General features: G+C 55.2%; 11 protein-coding genes. 8 read left to right on the top strand and 3 right to left on the bottom strand.

Features of this window, described 5'->3' with window-relative positions; all coding sequences use genetic code 11:
- Positions 1 to 173: 173 nt before the first annotated feature.
- Positions 174 to 1,361: a GNAT family N-acetyltransferase gene (locus tag FCN15_RS17050; protein ID WP_138496184.1), complete on the bottom strand. Its 1,188-nt coding sequence runs from the start codon at positions 1,359 to 1,361 to the stop codon at positions 174 to 176.
- A 187-nt stretch (positions 1,362 to 1,548) separates the two neighbouring features.
- Here FCN15_RS17050 and FCN15_RS17055 point away from each other — a divergent pair, with 187 nt between their 5' ends.
- On the top strand, positions 1,549 to 2,178 hold the full coding sequence (locus FCN15_RS17055; RefSeq protein ID WP_138496185.1) for a nitroreductase family protein: 630 nt from the start codon (positions 1,549 to 1,551) through the stop codon (positions 2,176 to 2,178).
- 176 nt (positions 2,179 to 2,354) lie between these two features.
- On the opposite strand, the gene FCN15_RS17060 is transcribed toward FCN15_RS17055, so the two are convergent.
- Together FCN15_RS17060 and FCN15_RS17065 are read right to left on the bottom strand one after the other, a co-directional pair.
- On the bottom strand, positions 2,355 to 3,203 hold the full coding sequence (locus FCN15_RS17060) for a flagellar motor protein MotB (RefSeq protein WP_138496186.1): 849 nt from the start codon (positions 3,201 to 3,203) through the stop codon (positions 2,355 to 2,357).
- A complete protein-coding gene (locus FCN15_RS17065; RefSeq protein WP_138496187.1) occupies positions 3,200 to 3,988 on the bottom strand; it encodes a flagellar motor protein in 789 nt (262 codons plus the stop codon). The genes FCN15_RS17060 and FCN15_RS17065 overlap by 4 nt, the downstream gene beginning before the upstream one ends.
- A 294-nt stretch (positions 3,989 to 4,282) precedes the next feature.
- Between FCN15_RS17065 and uvrB the strand changes: the two genes are divergently transcribed.
- The 7 genes from uvrB (at position 4,283) to FCN15_RS17100 (ending at position 17,385) form a co-directional block, all read left to right on the top strand.
- Positions 4,283 to 6,277, top strand: a complete 1,995-nt coding sequence (uvrB, locus tag FCN15_RS17070; protein WP_138496188.1) for an excinuclease ABC subunit UvrB — start codon at positions 4,283 to 4,285, stop codon at positions 6,275 to 6,277.
- 18 nt (positions 6,278 to 6,295) lie between these two features.
- Complete coding sequence (gene uvrA / locus FCN15_RS17075; protein ID WP_138496189.1) at positions 6,296 to 9,157, top strand: excinuclease ABC subunit UvrA; 2,862 nt, start codon at positions 6,296 to 6,298, stop codon at positions 9,155 to 9,157.
- Positions 9,158 to 9,541: 384 nt separating this feature from the next.
- A complete protein-coding gene (locus FCN15_RS17080; RefSeq protein WP_420819591.1) occupies positions 9,542 to 10,663 on the top strand; it encodes a S1C family serine protease in 1,122 nt (373 codons plus the stop codon).
- 72 nt (positions 10,664 to 10,735) lie between these two features.
- Positions 10,736 to 12,748 carry a stalk domain-containing protein gene (locus FCN15_RS17085; RefSeq protein WP_138496191.1) on the top strand — a complete coding sequence of 671 codons (2,013 nt, stop codon included), beginning with the start codon at positions 10,736 to 10,738 and terminating at the stop codon, positions 12,746 to 12,748.
- Between the two features lie 174 nt (positions 12,749 to 12,922).
- Positions 12,923 to 13,564: a deoxynucleoside kinase gene (locus FCN15_RS17090; RefSeq protein ID WP_138496220.1), complete on the top strand. Its 642-nt coding sequence runs from the start codon at positions 12,923 to 12,925 to the stop codon at positions 13,562 to 13,564.
- Between the two features lies 1 nt (position 13,565).
- Positions 13,566 to 14,231, top strand: a complete 666-nt coding sequence (locus FCN15_RS17095) for a deoxynucleoside kinase (protein ID WP_138496192.1) — start codon at positions 13,566 to 13,568, stop codon at positions 14,229 to 14,231.
- 646 nt (positions 14,232 to 14,877) lie between these two features.
- On the top strand, positions 14,878 to 17,385 hold the full coding sequence (locus tag FCN15_RS17100; protein WP_138496193.1) for a U32 family peptidase: 2,508 nt from the start codon (positions 14,878 to 14,880) through the stop codon (positions 17,383 to 17,385).
- Positions 17,386 to 17,505: the final 120 nt, after the last annotated feature.

Here is a 17,505-nt window from a genome sequence, read left to right on the forward strand (position 1 = left end):
CCCGCGGTCCGCGCCGCCCATCCGGGCGCGGCGCGGGCCGCGAAGAGCCGGCCAACCCGTAGGGGGCCGGCTGTACAGGCGCAGCGGGGCGGGGCGCGGCCGCCGCCCGCTGCGGTTAAACACAAAGGCTCAACTCCATGCTGCGGAGTTGAGCCTTTGTGCTGCCCGGCGGCTTAGATGTAATAAAGCCCGCCGGTGTAGGGAAACGGAATGGGGAAGCATTCCGTCAGCAGTGCGGCGGCCTCCTCAGGGAGCCGCAGGTCCGGCGCCTGGCCGAAGACCAGCCGGGCAAACTGCCCGGCTGACAGCTCGGCGGCCGGCTTACCGTCCAGCTGCAGCTGGACGGCGGACCCATCTGCCGCATACGCGGCAGACATCCGGCCGGCCTGCGGATTCCGGCCGGTCAGATAAGGCAGGAGCTGCCGCCACAGCCGGGCCGGGTCCATGATTTTGACCGTGCCTTCATTGGCTGCAGCTTCAGAAGGGAACCCGCTGCGGTCCAGCTCCCGGATGAGCTCCGTACGATGCAGGCTTACCGGCAGCTCCAGCTCCTGGAGCCCATTCTGCGACATCACTTCAAGACAGATGCTCTTGATCGCTGCAGGCTCGCCTGCGGCTTCAATCACTTTAGGCCTTGAAGAAGCCTGGCCGGTTTCTGGCACGCCTATGACAGCAAAGGCCGCAGCTTCGCCATCATTGCCATCCTCGCCATCATCGCCATTATCGCGCTGCGCTATCCACGTCTGGTGGGAAAGCTTATAGCAGCTGGCGAGCGGTTCCGCATGAACCAGCCTGGCCAGATCATAAAGGCTCAAGTCATAACGGGCTTCCTCCTGCCCGTAAAGCGAGGCCATCCTCGCGTAGTCCCTGGGTTCAGCCGGCCTGATCAGGCAGGAAGTGCCCGGGCTGGTACCGCTGCTGAGAATGTGCAGGGCGTCTGACGGCTGCTGCACAGTATATTTTTTCGCTTCGCCAAATGTCAGGCAGCCTGCCCGCAGATACAAGGAACGGTCGCCGGATACCAGCATCAGCGCCGCGCCGGCCTTGTTAATATGGGCAATGGCCTGGTTCAGCAGCAGGCTTGCATAGCCTTGTCCGCGGGCATCAGGATGCGTGCAGACCGAACCGATAGAATAAATGTGCAGCCTGGCAGGACCAATCGTTATAACTCCAGGCACTACCCCCATAAAGGCGGCCAGACGCCCCTCTTCAAATACTCCGATGGATTCCGGAGCCTCGGCAGCAAAGATATAGGGAAAAGCCTCGCCCATCGACTTCTGCTCCTGGTCGCGGAATACCAGATCCGCCAGCCGCGCGGCCTCTTGAAGCTCGTTAGCGTTTAACACCCGAATGTCTGTCATCCTTGCCCTCACTCCGTCTCCTTATAAAAGTAAAATTCGCAGAACTCCAAATCCTGCCTTCATGCTTTTGTTACATTTACTATGAAGAAACCGGTTTACTTTTTCAAGTATTTTAAACTATAATTTAGTTAGTGACTTAAAATTGTTAATTAAATATAAAAATTTTTAAATAAAAGGAGTCCACATCATGAGCACATTCGAAGAGCTGGTGAAATCCCGCCGTTCCGCCATGAAATTTCAAACTGATGTCGAAATCAGCCGCCAGGAGCTGTCTGAACTGTTCCGGCTGACGAGCTTTGCCCCATCCTGTTATAATTTGCAGCACACCCGCTACATCGCTGTAACCGATCCGGAGATGAAGCTTCAGCTGAAAGAGGCGGCGAACGGGCAGCACAAGGTGGCGATGTCGTCTGCGGCCATTATCGTGCTTGGCGATCTGGAGGCCCATAAGAAAGGCGAGGAGATCTACGGCGGCATGTTAAATCTCGGAATGCTCAGCCAGCTGGACTATGATCTGCAGCTCCAAATGGTGGAGGACCTCTATGGCTCCCGCGGCAGCGGATTTGCCCATGAAGAGGCTGTCCGCAATGCGTCTTTGTCCGCGATGCTGTTTATGCTGATCGCCAAAGACAAAGGCTGGGATACCTGCCCGATGAACGGGTTCGATCCGGTCAAGGTGAAGGAGCTGCTCAACATTCCGGATCATTTGCTGCCGGTGCTCATGATTACACTGGGCAAAGAGGACACGACAAAGCAGCGTCCGCGAGGCTACCGCAAGCCGGTCAATGAATTTGTGACCTTTGAGAAGTTCTGCTGAAGCCTAAACCATTTAGCATCAAAAAAAGAAGGACGGACCCGCCAAGGGCCTGTCCTTCTTCAGTATTTCTGGCCGGAATATCCGGCTGTCCATCTTCAAATGCCTTGCTGCTTACCGCCGCTGACCGCAGCTTTCGCCCTCCGCTGCTGCCTTTGATACTCACCGCTCTTCTGACGCTACTGCTGCAGCTGGCGCAGGACGATAATTTCGACCCGCCGGTTCTTCTGCCGGCCGGCTTCGGTTGAATTGTCCGCTGCCGGATGCGTATCCCCGTAGCCTGCGTATTGAAAAATATCCGCGTTCAAATGCATCGTATCGATAAAATACCGCAGCACCGACAGCGCCCTTGCACCTGAAAGCTCCCAGTTATCTTTGTAATCGGAGGAGTGGACGATCGGCTGGTTGTCGGTATGACCTTCGATACTGATTATGGTATCCAGCTTGCTGAACAGCGTCCCGAGCTGCTTCAGCGTCTCCTGCGAGCCCGGCTTCAACTCGGCTTTGCCGGCGTCGAAGAGAAACTGGTCGCTGAGCGTAATAGCGATGCCCTGGGGCTTGTCCGCCACAAAGATCTGCTGCTGCAGATGATTGGTGTCCACGTACTGCTGGATCACTTTAATCAGATTAGCCAGCTGCTCTTCCTGTTTGCGGAAGGCCAGCTCCCGGTCGGTCAGCGGCGCCTGGCTGGCATCAGTCTGGCCTTCGTCCGTGCTCGGCGAAGGAGTGCTGGAAGGAGGCTCACTGGCGGAAGGCCCGCTAGCCGCAGGCTGGTCGGCCGCATTCGGAATATCCGTGCCGGTCAAGCCCGGGTTGCCCTCCAGCACGGATTTGCCGCCGCTTGGGTTATTGAAGGTCAGCTGCAGGGACTGGGTGACCGTTTTATATTTATCGGTATCAATCCGGCTCATGGCATACATCACGACGAAGAAGATCAGCAGCAGCGTGATCAAGTCCGCATAGGTGATCATCCACCGGTCCTTGCCGTCCCCGCCGCCGGTCCGCCGCCGGTTCTTGCGCTGTCTCATGGCGTCTCCTCGGAAGACTGCCGCCGTGCTTCGTACTCGCGCGGTCCGGCCGCGAACGATTCCAGCTTCTTCCGGACAAGCACCGGATGGTCGCCGTTCTGGAGGGACAGCACGCCGAGCGTAATCATGTCCATCCGCTGGATCTCTTCCTCACTGCGGGATTTGATCTTGGAGGCAATCGGCAGAAAAATCAGGTTCGCACTGGCAACCCCATACAGCGTTGCGGTAAAAGCCAATGCGATCGACGGTCCGAGATCCGTCGGCTCCTGAAGACTGCCTAAGACGTGAATCAGGCCCATTACGGTCCCGATAATGCCCATGGTCGGCGCATAGCCGCCGGCCGCTTCAAACAGCTTGGCGAAGCCGTCCCAGCGGCTTTCGTGCGCATCGATCTCCAGCTCCATCATTTCCTTCACCGCCGTTTGGTCGGTTCCGTCCACAACCAGCTGGATGCCCTCGCGCAGAAAGGGGTCTTCGTGGCTCTCCCCCTGGCGTTCGAGCGCAAGCAGACCGCTGCGCCGGACCGTTGCAGCCATGGCTGCAATATCCTCAATTAAGACTTCCGTGTCACTGCGCCGGGAGAAGAATGCAAATTTGAGCGCTCTTGGAATATTCCGCAGCTTGGCCGGGGAGAAGCTGACCATGACCGCAGCAGCCGTGCCCCCAAACACAATCAGCGCAGCCGTGCCCTGCAGCAGGCCGCCCATGTGGCCGCCTTCCCAGAGAAAACCTCCAATTATAGCAGCAAGTCCAAACAGTATGCCGATAATGGTTATGAAATCCATTTGTACGTCTTCACTCCTTATTCTTGGCGGCGGCTGTTCGCACAGCAGCCCTGACTTTCCGTTTGCATCCTTTTCTTGAAACGGGTATAATACATGGGAACACGCATTCTTATAGAATGACATGTACGGATACGGGTATATAATGATGAATGCAGAAACGGAGTTGCCTTCTTACACTTTATCGGCGAAGGTTACCCGTTTTTGTTGCATACACGCACGCTGCGCACCAGACAGCTTGTTAAGCACTAGAAGAATCATAGCTTCCATTTTAGACGATAAGGGTGATGTTGGACAATGCAGGATATTGTCGTCAGTAACCAAAAGTTCGAGCTGGTCTCTGATTTTCAGCCCCAAGGCGACCAGCCAAAGGCGATTGAGGAACTGGTGGAAGGTGTAAGGCAGGGCAAGAAGCATCAGACGCTGCTCGGCGCAACAGGTACAGGCAAGACGTTCACGATTGCCCACACGATCGCCAAGCTGGGCCGTCCGACGCTGGTCATCGCCCACAACAAGACGCTCGCGGCCCAGCTGGCCAGCGAGTTTAAGGAATTTTTCCCAAGCAATTCGGTTGATTATTTCGTGAGTTATTACGATTATTATCAGCCTGAAGCCTATATTCCGTCCTCCGATACGTATATCGAGAAGGACTCCAGTATAAATGAAGAAATCGACAAGCTGCGCCACTCGGCGACCAGCTCGCTGTTTGAGCGCCGCGATGTCATCATCGTAGCGAGTGTGTCGTGTATCTACGGTCTCGGTTCACCGATGGAATACGGAAATTTGCTGCTTTCGCTCCGCGTAGGCATGGAGAAGCCGAGAAACCAGATTTTGGCCCGGCTTGTCGATATCCAGTACCAGCGGAATGACATTAACTTTGTGCGGGGCACGTTCCGGGTGCGGGGGGATGTTATTGAAATCTTCCCGGCGTCAAAGAGCGAACATGCCGTGCGGGTGGAGTTCTTCGGTGACGAAATTGAGCGGATTACCGAAATTGATGTGCTGACCGGCGAGATTGTCGGGGAACGCGAGCATGTGGCTATTTTCCCGGCTTCCCACTTCGTTACACAGGAAGAGACCATGAAAGTGGCGCTGAAAAATATCGAGCGCGAGCTGGAAGAGCGGCTGGAAGAGCTCCGCGGACAGGGCAAGCTGCTGGAGGCCCAGCGTCTGGAGCAGCGGACCCGGTATGACATTGAAATGATGAAGGAAGTCGGCTTCTGCTCCGGGATCGAGAACTACTCGGGACCGCTGACTTTCCGTGAGCGCGGGGCTACGCCATATACGCTGATGGATTATTTTCCGGACGATATGCTGGTTGTGATTGACGAATCCCACGTGACGCTGCCGCAGATCCGGGCGATGTACAACGGTGACCAGGCCCGCAAATCCGTCCTCGTCGAGCACGGCTTCCGCCTGCCTTCGGCCCTCGACAACCGTCCGCTCAAGTTTGAGGAATTTGAAGAGAAAGTGAAGCAGATCATATACGTCTCGGCGACGCCGGGGCCGTATGAGCTGGAGCATACACCGGAGGTGGCGGAGCAGATCATCCGTCCGACCGGACTGCTGGACCCTGTTATTGAGGTGCGTCCGACCAAAGGCCAGATTGACGACTTGATTGTCGAAATCCGCGATCGGATCGAGAAGGATGAACGGGTGCTCGTCACGACGCTCACAAAGAAGATGTCCGAGGATTTGACGGATTATTTGAAGGAAATCGGCATCAAGGTGCGCTATCTGCATTCCGATATCAAGACGCTGGAGCGGATGGCCCTGCTGCGGGATTTGAGGCTTGGCGTTTATCATGTGCTCATCGGCATCAACCTGCTGCGGGAAGGGCTGGATTTGCCTGAGGTTTCACTCGTAGCAATTCTGGACGCGGATAAGGAGGGCTTCCTCCGTTCCGAGCGCTCGATGATCCAGACGATCGGCCGGGCGGCGCGGAATGCGGAAGGACGGGTTATTATGTATGGGGACAAAGTCACGGACTCCATGGATAAAGCGATCAAGGAGACCGAACGGCGCCGCAGCATTCAGATGGCCTACAACGAGAAGCACGGCATTACGCCGCAGACGATCCGCAAGAGAATCCGGGATGTTATCGAGGCAACGAAGGCAGCGGAGAGCAAAGAGGATTATCTGCCGGACGGCGCAGGCAAGAAGCTGAGCAAGCGCGACCGTGAAGCGGTGATCAAACGCCTTGAAGCGGAAATGAAGGAAGCCGCGAAGAACCTGCAGTTCGAACGGGCTGCCCAGCTGCGTGACGCGATGCTGGAACTCAAGGCGGAATAAGGAGGATACAAGGGAAACATGGCATTTGACAATATTGTTGTGAAGGGCGCAAGAGCCCACAATTTGAAAAATATCGACATCACCATTCCGCGCGACAAGCTGGTTGTCATCACAGGCCTGAGCGGCTCCGGCAAATCCTCGCTCGCTTTCGATACGATCTATGCCGAGGGGCAGCGGCGGTATGTGGAATCTTTGTCCGCTTACGCCCGCCAGTTCCTCGGCCAGATGGAGAAGCCGGATGTCGATTCCATTGAAGGACTGTCTCCGGCGATCTCGATCGACCAGAAGACGACCAGCCGCAACCCGCGGTCCACGGTCGGTACAGTTACGGAAATTTATGATTATCTGCGGCTGCTGTTCGCCCGGATCGGCAAGCCCCACTGTCCGGATCACGGTGTTGAGATTACTTCCCAGACCGTTGAGCAGATGGTGGACCGCATCATGGAATACCCGGAGAAGACGCGGCTGCAGATTCTGGCGCCTGTTGTTTCGGGGCGTAAGGGCGAGCACAAAAGCCTGTTCACAGAGATCAGCAAGCAGGGCTTTGTCCGGGTGCGCGTGGACGGCGAGATCCGCGACCTGTCTGAGGATATCGAGCTGGAGAAGAACAAGAAACACACGATAGAAGTTGTCGTAGACCGGATTGTCATTAAAGAGGACGTAGCCTCCCGGCTGGCGGATTCGATCGAGACTGCTCTAAAAATGTCCGGCGGCCAGCTGCTGGTCGACATCATCGGCCAGGAGGAGCTGCGCTTCAGCTCTAACTACGCCTGCCCGATCTGCGGCTTCAGCATGGAAGAGCTGGCTCCGCGGATGTTCTCGTTCAACAGCCCGTTCGGGGCTTGCCCGGACTGCGACGGACTTGGCGTCAAGATGGTCATTGATCCGGATCTGCTTGTGCCTGACGACAGCAAGAGCATCGAGGAAGGGGCTTTTGAAGCCTGGGCCGGCGGCTATTCCAACTATTATCCGCAATTCCTGAAGTCGGTGGCCGAGCATTACGGCATTCCGATGGATGTGCCGGTCTCCGAGCTGTCGAAGGAGCAGATGAAGGTGCTGCTCTACGGAACAGGACAGACGAAGATCCGGTTCCGGTATTCGAACGATTTTGGGCAGATCAAGGATGCTTATGTTACCTTTGAAGGCATCATTAACAATCTGGAGCGCAGATACCGTGATACCGGTTCTGAAGGCATCCGGGAATACATCGAGGGCTTCATGGCGGCCAAGCCTTGTGATACATGCAAAGGACACCGCCTGAAGAGAGAGGTGCTGGCTGTAACGGTAGGTTCATCGAATATCGCTAATGTTACGGATTTATCCATCGGCGAAGCGATGAAATTCTTCAACAGCCTGGATTTGAATGAGAAGGACCGCGCGATTTCCAACCTGATTTTGAAGGAAATTAACGCCCGTCTCGGCTTCTTGGTCAACGTCGGCCTGGATTATCTGACGATGAGCCGGGCGGCGGGCACGCTGTCCGGCGGCGAAGCGCAGCGGATCCGGCTGGCGACCCAGATTGGTTCGCAGCTGATGGGCGTCCTCTATATCCTGGACGAGCCGAGCATCGGCCTCCACCAGCGGGATAACGACAAGCTGATTGCGACGCTGGGTCAAATGCGCGACCTCGGCAATACGCTGATTGTGGTTGAGCATGACGAGGATACGATGCTGGCCTCCGATTATATTATTGACATCGGACCGGGTGCCGGCATCCATGGCGGACAAGTTATTTCCCAAGGTACGCCTCAGCAGGTTATGGACGATCCGAAGTCGCTGACCGGGCAGTACCTGAGCGGGAAGAAATTTATTCCGGTTCCGCTGGAGCGGCGGAAGACCGACAACCGCTGGCTGGAGATCCGCGGCGCTAAGGAAAATAACCTGAAGAGCATTAATGTGAAATTTCCGGTGGGGGTATTCACCTCCGTTACCGGCGTATCCGGCTCCGGCAAGTCAACGCTCGTTAATGAAATCCTGTACAAGACGCTGGCACGCGATTTGAACAAAGCTAAGGTCCGTCCAGGACAGTACAAGGAAATCCGCGGTCTGGAGCATGTGGAGAAGGTGGTCGACATCGACCAGTCGCCGATCGGCCGGACGCCGCGGTCCAACCCGGCAACCTATACCGGCGTGTTTGACGACATCCGGGATCTGTTCTCCCAGACGAATGAAGCGAAGGTCCGCGGCTACAAGAAGGGCCGCTTCAGCTTTAACATTAAAGGTGGACGCTGTGAAGCCTGCAGCGGGGACGGCATCATCAAGATCGAGATGCACTTCCTGCCGGACGTTTACGTGCCATGCGAGGTCTGCAAGGGCAAACGGTACAACCGGGAAACGCTGGAGGTCAAATACAAAGGCCAGAGCATTGCCGACGTGCTGGAAATGACGGTCGAGGATGCGACCAACTTCTTCCAGAACATTCCGAAGATCCACCGCAAGCTGCAGACGCTGCTGGATGTGGGCCTCGGTTATGTGAAGATGGGCCAGCCGGCGACGACGCTGTCGGGCGGCGAAGCGCAGCGTGTGAAGCTGGCTTCGGAGCTGTACCGCCGCAGCACGGGCAAGACGATCTACATCCTGGACGAGCCAACGACAGGCCTGCATGTGGATGATATTGACCGCCTGCTGAACGTGCTGCAGCGGCTCGTTGACTCCGGCGAAACGGTAGTCGTTATCGAGCATAATCTCGATGTGATCAAGACCTCCGATTATATTATCGACCTGGGTCCGGAAGGCGGCAGCGGCGGCGGCACGATCATTGCAACCGGCACGCCGGAGCAGATCGTGAAGGTAGAGGAATCCTATACCGGCCGGTATTTGAAGCCGATTCTGGAGCGGGACACGAAACGCAGCACAGAGCTTCTGCAGCTGCAGAAGTAACTATTTGCGCTTATAAGAAGCAAGTTGCAGCTAGAAGCAGCAGACCGGGGAAGTCTGCTGCTTCTCTTTCTGCTGCGAACCCGCGTAATTGTACCAAGGCGGGGATTTGCTAGATTATTTGTTAGATTAATAGAGCGGTTTCTATACTTTGATGAGCTCCTTGTACTAATTTTTATATGTGAATTGCAATAATTGTTTCGGAATGGGAACTGTGATAAATTGAAATCTAATATAGAGATTGCTAGATAGATAACTTGCATGGCAGAAGGATTTTTAAGCCTGACAGACTTGAATTTCCTCGGTTATGCGACCTAAAGGAGAAGGATTAAACTGATGAATTTGAATAGGAAAATCCGTACAGCAGCACTGCTGCTGGCATCCGTTATGCTGGCCGGTGGGCAGCTGGACGTCATGGCGCAGTCTTCGTCCGCGGCGGCCAAGAGCAAGAGCGCGGCGGGCACAAGCAGTGCTTCAGCCCAAACCGCAGCAGCTTCCGGATTGGCTGCGAGCTCCGTCAAGACCTCCGCACTTACAACCGATCCCGTCCCAGGGATTATTCAAAAGGTATCGCCTTCCGTAGTAGGCATCATCGGGGAGGCGGCGGAAAGCGACAGTGATCAGGCAGCCAGCGAGTATTACGGCAGTGATACTAGTGATACTTCCATGGAATCAGCTGAGAATCTGGCTCACGGAACAGGAGTCATTATCAGAGCTGACGGCTGGATTGTCACAAACGCCCATGTGGTTAACGGGATTCTCGATCCTACGGTAGTCACTTCAACCGGCAAAACATACACCATCGATAAATCTTACATAGATACAGTCAGTGACCTGGCACTGATCCACATAAAGGCAGCCGGGCTGAAGCCGGCAGCACTGGCTCCGGCAGGCACGGTTACACAGGTTGGGGAGAAGGTTGTCGCGCTCGGCACGCCGGTCTCCTTCACGCTGCGCGGTTCGGCAACAGAAGGGATTATCAGCGGAGTTAACCGGGCGGTAAGCGCCGCCTATCGCCTCATCCAGACCGATGCCGCAATCAATCCGGGGAACAGCGGAGGCCCGCTGCTGAATATGAAAGGCGAGGTGATCGGCATCAATTCGCTTAAATATGAGGCGGTTGGCGTAGAGAATCTTGGCTTCTCGATCCCTTATGATACGGTCCGCTATGTTATTCAGCAGCTGTTCGCCTACGGCGAGGTTCACCGCCCGGCGCTGGGTGTTACCCTGGAAGAGGGCTGGTCTGCTGAAATCGGCCTTCCAAGCGACGATCCTCTGACCGTGGTGAGCGTCGATTCAGCCGCAGCACGCAAAGCCGGCATTCAGGCCGGGGACAAAATTTACCGGGTAAATACAACGGCGGTTACTTCCATCGTGGATCTGAACGAGCTCTTGAAGAAATACAAGCCGGGACAAACCGTTTCCTTATGGATGCAGTCGGGCGGGGACATCGTGAAGCGCAGTCTGGTGCTCTCTTTGGACGATAGCAGCGCTGCGGCCAGCGACTAAACTCAAACTTGACGATACAGAATCTGGTTCAAGAAATCCGAAATCCAAATAACGGGAAGAGGTCTAACTTGTATGTTAATGAAAAATAAATCGGCGCTCCTGCTGGCAGCCGCTCTGCTCGCCGGAATATCGTCTGCTGCTGCCCAGTCCGCATTTGCGGCCTCGGCTGAAGTCGGCAGCTCCGCAGCTGTGGCAGCCGCTGGCGAATCGGCCGCAGGTTCACAATCCCAGCTGGACGAGCTGCATCTGAAGATCGGCAGCAGACAGGCAGAGATTAATGGAACAACGGCGACCATCCTCCGTGCTCCTTTCTCTCAGCAGGGGACAACGATGGTGCCGCTTGGTGTGTTTGCCAGTGCATTTGGAGCTGAAAGCCGGTTAAGCGACGGCAATACGATCAAGGTGACGCTTGGAGCAAGCAAAGCAACGATGACGATCGGAAGCAAGGTGCTCTGGACAAGCAAGGGGAAAGTTACGATGAACGCTGCCCCGACCATGGTCGGCGGCGTCCTGATGGTTCCGCTGCGGCCGGTGGCACAGGCTCTTGGCGCGTCAGTATCCGGCTCGGATGGTGAAATCATCGTGCAGATGCCCAAATCACTGGAAGAATCTTCGGATGAAGGCTCCTACGGAGATGGATCAGGCCTTGCGATGGTTGGCAACAGCTATTACGGCTGGAGCATGATCAACCCGGGAACCAAGGTCAGTCAAAGCAGCGAGGACGAGAGTCTGGTATCGTTCAGCGACGCGGAGGGCAATTATTATCTGCAGGTGTATGTAGCCGTAAATCAGCCGGAGCAGGACAGCGAATCGCTCCTTGACAATCTGGCGGAAGAAGCCAAAGCCAGTGAGGAAGCGGTGCTTCATGAGGAAGTGGTCAATAGCGGCGGCGAATCTTACGCACGGCTCATTACCAGCGATGCATCCGGCATGCTCTCTGAATATCGGGCTTATTATGCCAATCATAAGATCTACGAGGTTTATCTGACCGTGGCCGATGCTTATATTTATCAGGACTTTGACAGCTACGCAGGGCTGCTCGATTCCTTCCAGACCTCCTATGACTCCGGCAATCCGGAGATTGAGGATCTGTCCACGTTGACCGATGAAGGGCAGACGCTGCACAGCGATATGTATGGGATTGCTTTGGACTTGCCTGCCGGCTGGTCGGCGGACAAGAACGGAACGGATTTTACAGGTCTGGAAGGAGAAAGCATCCACTTAAACGTCTCTTCCAATCCGGCAGGAGCAAGCCTCGATGATTGGACCGAGCAGATGAAGCAGCGCCTTGCCAAGCTGTATGTGCCTTCGGCACTCAAGGTTGTGAGTGTGAGCGAAACGGAGGTTTCCGGCGAGGAGGCGGCTGTGCTTAAAGCGGAGGTCAATTCCGGGGATGGCTGGAAGCCATTTTACGAGGTGCTTCTTATTAAAGATGGCCACCGCTATCTGATGGAATATCACGGTACGGCTGCAGCAGCCGATTCTTCCACTGCAGATGCTTCCACTACAGACAATTCCACTGCAGACACTTCGACAACAGCCGCGGATCAGGTATTTGACCAAATGCTGCAGTCCGCCTATATTCCTTTTGACGAGATTGAGGTTTATTTCGGCAGCCTGGAAGACCGGAGTCAGGAGAGCGATTTTACAAGAACCACCTCCAAGACTTCGACCGCCTACGGCTTCACGATTCAGATCCCGAGATATTGGGCGGCCCAAATCGATCAGTTTAACCAATCTTATGTGCAGTACAGCTTCCCTGGCGGCAGCTTTAAACTGGCTATGGGAGAGACCGATGATCCGGAGCTGTATTTGGGCGATCTGGCCAGCGCGTACTCGGCCGCAGCTTCTGCGGGCCAGAATGTAACGGTAACAACGGAAAAATCAACAATTGCCGGTGTGCCTGCGACTATGTTCACCATTCACGACCAGACAGACGGCATTCCGAGCACCAAACGGGTCGCTGCGTTCAGTCACAAGGGCGTATTCTACCAGCTGACGTTTACGCTGAATGACGCCAACGCGACGGCTGAACAGAAAGCGGCGATGAGCATTGTGGAGAAGTCGTTTCAATTTTTGGATTAAATTATTGGATGATGATAATCTTTCAGGTCTTTCTTATGACCCGGCTGTCAGGCCCTGCGCCGTCAGCCGGGCTTTCTTTTTCCCACGAAAATATTACAATATCTTTCACCTTTCTTCCCTCCGCCTTTGTGATACAATGTTCTAGTCTGTTTAGTGGCAAGTGATCAGCAAGTGATGCAGGAGGACCTTGAAGTGAAGAAACTATGTCCGTTTATTGCGGTTGAGGGAGCAATTGGCGCTGGCAAAACGACGCTGGCAACGATGCTCTCGGACCGATTTGATATTCCGCTTCTGAAAGAGATTGTGGAGGAGAACCCGTTTCTGGACAAGTTCTACCACAACATCGAGGAGTGGAGCTTCCAGCTGGAGATGTTTTTCTTATGCAACCGGTACAAGCAGCTTGAAGAGACGGGGCTGCAGTATGTCTCCCGGCACCAGCCGGTGATTTCCGATTATCATATTTATAAAAATCTCATCTTCGCCCAGCGCACGCTGAAAGGCGTCAAACTGGACAAATACCGCCAAATCTATCATCTGCTGACCGAGGATTTGCCGAAGCCCAATATTGTCATCTACATCCGGGCGAGCCTGGAGACGATTCTGAAGAGGATCGAGCTGCGCGGAAGGGACTTTGAAACGGTGATTGAACCGGCTTATCTGCAGCAGCTGATTGAAGATTACGAGACGGCTTTTGATGAACTGAGGAAGACGGAGCCTGAGACCACGATTATAACTGTGAACGGGGATGAGATGGATTTTGTCGAGCATCCCGGGCATTTTGAACATATCGTTTCCCAAGTAAAGGAGCTTTTATAAAATGAACCATTTATATAATATCCCGTCCGACGCGCTGATTACGGTGGCGGGCACGGTGGGCGTAGGCAAATCTACGCTGACGCAGGCGCTGGCGAATCGTTTGGGCTTCAAGACTTCGATGGAAAAAGTCGACCATAACCCTTATCTCGAAAAATTCTACCACGACTTCGAGCGGTGGAGCTTCCACCTGCAGATCTACTTCCTGGCAGAGCGCTTTAAGGAGCAGAAGGCGATTTTTGAAGCGGGCGGCGGGTTTGTGCAGGATCGCTCGATCTACGAGGATACCGGTATTTTTGCCAAAATGCATGCCGATCAAGGCACCATGTCCAAGACCGATTACGAAACTTATACCAGCCTGTTCGAGGCAATGGTGATGACGCCGTATTTCCCGCATCCGGATGTGCTGATCTATCTGGAAGGCGAGCTGCCTTCGATTCTGACGCGTATTAAGCTGCGCGGACGCGAGATGGAGATTCAGACCGACGTCTCTTACTGGGAGCACATGCACGAAAGATATGCGAACTGGATTAACGAGTTCACCGCTTGTCCGGTGCTGCGGCTGAACATTGACGAATATGATGCCAACGATCCGGCTTCGCTGGATGAAGTGATTGGCAAAATCAGTGAAATGATTCAGAATTCGAGGGCGGAGCGGATTAAAGCTTAATTCAGTATGAAGAATAGTGAATTTAGGGATGGTTGGATCGGCTGAAGGGTTTTATTTCCTTTGGTTGAGGTATATTTTTAAGTGTGCTAAGATAACAATAAATAAGGAGCCGTGCTGGAACACGACTCCCCCGTACACTTGCCGCTTTAAAGAGCGGTCGGCTGTAGGTTCAAGAGCGAGTGAAATAGACCGCTGCCTTTACCTGAGGGCGGTCTATTTCTTTGTGTTTTGATTAATAGCAACTACAATCGCTACTACCAGCGTAAGCAGCCTATGATAAGCGTGACAAAACTGATCATGATCGTAAGAGCGTCCTTAATCGCCACGGGCATCACCTCCCTTTAGGGAGACTAGCCGACCGTCCTTTAAGCCAGATTCGTGTACTTGTTAAGTCACAGCAAATATTTGGTAGATTGGCGAGTTCTTCATAAGTCTAAGTCTCTGAAGAGCCTGATTCATGTTGGAAGTGCTAGAGCGCAGCAGGAATGTCTGGTAAACTAGATGAGTCTGTAAAGATTAAATTTTATGGAATAACATTCAAGCCCAAGAAAACATTTCAGGTTATGAGTACACGCCGCAGGGCCGGAAGTTCAAAGGTTTACAAGTTTACACCGGCCAATGCCGGTTTGGGAGGATATCCAATCATATGAGCAAAATTACAAGGCAAGACGTGGAGCTGCTGGCGCCGGCGGGCGATTGGGACTGCATGCGTGCGGCGGTGGCGAACGGAGCTGACGCGGTCTTTTTCGGCGTAGAGAAGTTTAATGCCCGCGCCCGGGCGAACAATTTCCGCATGGAAGAGCTGCCGGAGATTATGGCGTTTCTGCACAGCTATGGAGTTAAGGGATTTTTGACGTTTAATATATTGGTGTTTGAGGACGAGCTGAAAGACGCGAAAGAGCTGATTGACGCTTGTATTGATGCGGGCGTGGACGCGGTGATAGTGCAGGATCTGGGTCTGGTAAAAATGATCCGTGAAATCTCGCCGGACTTCCCGATTCACGGTTCCACCCAAATGACGATTACCTCGCCGGAGGCGGTCGAGTTCACCAAGCCTTGGGGCATGGAGCGGGTCGTGCTTGGACGGGAAAACAACTTGAAGCAGATCAAACAAATTGGCGACCAGGCCAAGCTGCCGATGGAAGTGTTCGTGCACGGCGCTTTGTGCGTGTCTTACTCCGGCCAGTGCCTGACCTCGGAAATGTGGGGCGGACGCTCCGCGAACCGCGGCGAATGCGCGCAGGCGTGCCGCCTGCCGTATGACCTGATGGTCGACGGCGAGCAGAAGCCGATGGGCGATGTAGCCTATCTGCTGTCGCCAAAGGATTTGGCGGCAATTGATATTATGCCGGAGCTGATTGAAGCGGGCGTTACGTCTTTTAAAATTGAAGGCCGTCTGAAGAGCCCGGAATACGTGGCCAACGTGGTCAGCAAATACAGCAAAGCGATCGACAACTATTTCGAGGGCCATAACGAGCTGCCGACGAAGGAAGAAATCCGCGAGCTGCAGCAAAGCTTCTCGCGCGGCTTTACGCACGGCTTCCTGGAAGGCACCAACAACAAGAAGCTTGTCGACGGCACGTTCCCTAAGAGCCGCGGCGTGTATCTGGGACGCGTCGAGCAGGTGCTGCGGGACGGCGTCGTTTGTAAAATCGAGGCGCCGCTGAAGCGCGGCGACGGGATTGTGTTTGATGCGGGCGACCCGACGAAGAAGGAGGAGGGCGGCCGCGTCTACGATCTTCGCCGCAAAGGCGTGAAGATCGAGGGCGAAGCCGGCGAAGGCTGGTTTGTCGACATTGTGGCAGGCCGCAATGACGTGGATCTTCGCCGTGTGCATGTGGGCGACCGGATCTGGAAGACGAGCGATCCGGCGCTGGACAAGCGGCTGCGCCAAACGTTTGAGACCGAGAAGCCGTACCGGGTATTCCCGGTACATGTGCGCGCGGTCGGCAACCCGGGCCAGCCGCTGATCACCTTCTGGACGGATGTCCAGAAGGGCACCACGGTGCGGGTCGATTCGGAGCTGGAGCTTGACCTCGCGAAGAAGCGGCCCATGGACTACGAACTGCTCGAGGAGCAGTTCGGCCGCCTTGGCGGCACCCTCTTCCAGCTGGAGAAGCTGGAAGTGGACCTGCACGGCGACGTCATCGTGCCGATGCGCGAGCTCAACAGCATCCGCCGCCGCGCGGTGGAGCTGCTCGCGGGCGAGCGCCCGAAAGCTCCCGTGTACACGAAACGGGAGGCCGACATCTTCGGCGACGCGGCGACTGCCGCTGCGCCGGTGCCTTTGGGCGGTGCGAAGCTCACCGCCCTCTGCCGCAGCCTTGACCAGGTGCTTGCTGCCGTGAAGACCGGCGTCGATTTCATCTACGCGGACTTCGAGTTCATCAAGCAGTTCCCGGCTGCGGTGGAAGCCGTTCATGCCGCGGGCAAGCAGATCGCGCTGGCTACGCCGCGCATCCATATGCCGGGCGAGAACGGCTACCACAACAACATCCTGCGTCTCAAGCCCGACGCCGTTCTGGTGCGCAACACCGGCGCGCTCTACTTCTATCTCCGCCACCGGCTGGAGAATCCGCTCGCGCACCAGCCAAAGCTGATTGGCGATTTCTCTCTGAACATCGCCAACCACAAAGCTGTGGAGCTGTTCCTGGAAGCGGGCTGCGACGTCGTTACTCCGTCGTACGACCTCAACATCCAGCAGATGGTCGATCTGCTGGGCAAGAGCCGTACCGGCCAGATGGAAGTGGTCATCCACCAGCATCTGCCAATGTTCCATACCGAACACTGCGTGTACTGCACCTTCCTCAGCGAAGGTACGGATTACACGAACTGCGGCCGGCCGTGTGAAGAGCACCGCGCGTCCCTGCAGGACCGCATCGGCATGAGCCATCCGGTCCGCGTCGATGAAGGCTGCCGCAACACGGTGTACAACGCAATCGAGCAGTCCGGCGCGGAATACCTCACGAACTTCATGCAGCTCGGCGTATCCAGCTTCCGGGTAGAGTTCCTGGAGGAGACGCCGGAGCAGGTTCAGGAGGTAATCGACCTGTACACCCGCGCCCTGCGCGGTGAAATCAGCGGCACCCAGGTATGGAAGACGCTGAAAGCCACCAACCAGCTTGGCGTAACACGCGGCCAGCTGGTGAAATAATTCCTTCGCTGAAGGAATTATTTCCGGGGAAATTCGGCAATTCCTGATCGAATGCCCGAAATAGCATAATAAATCACAAAGAGTCTTCTGTTCCTTTTTGGGAACGGAAGACTCTTTTTC

This window comes from Paenibacillus pinistramenti (assembly GCF_005869875.1).
In the GTDB taxonomy this organism is placed as follows: domain Bacteria; phylum Bacillota; class Bacilli; order Paenibacillales; family Paenibacillaceae; genus Fontibacillus; species Fontibacillus pinistramenti.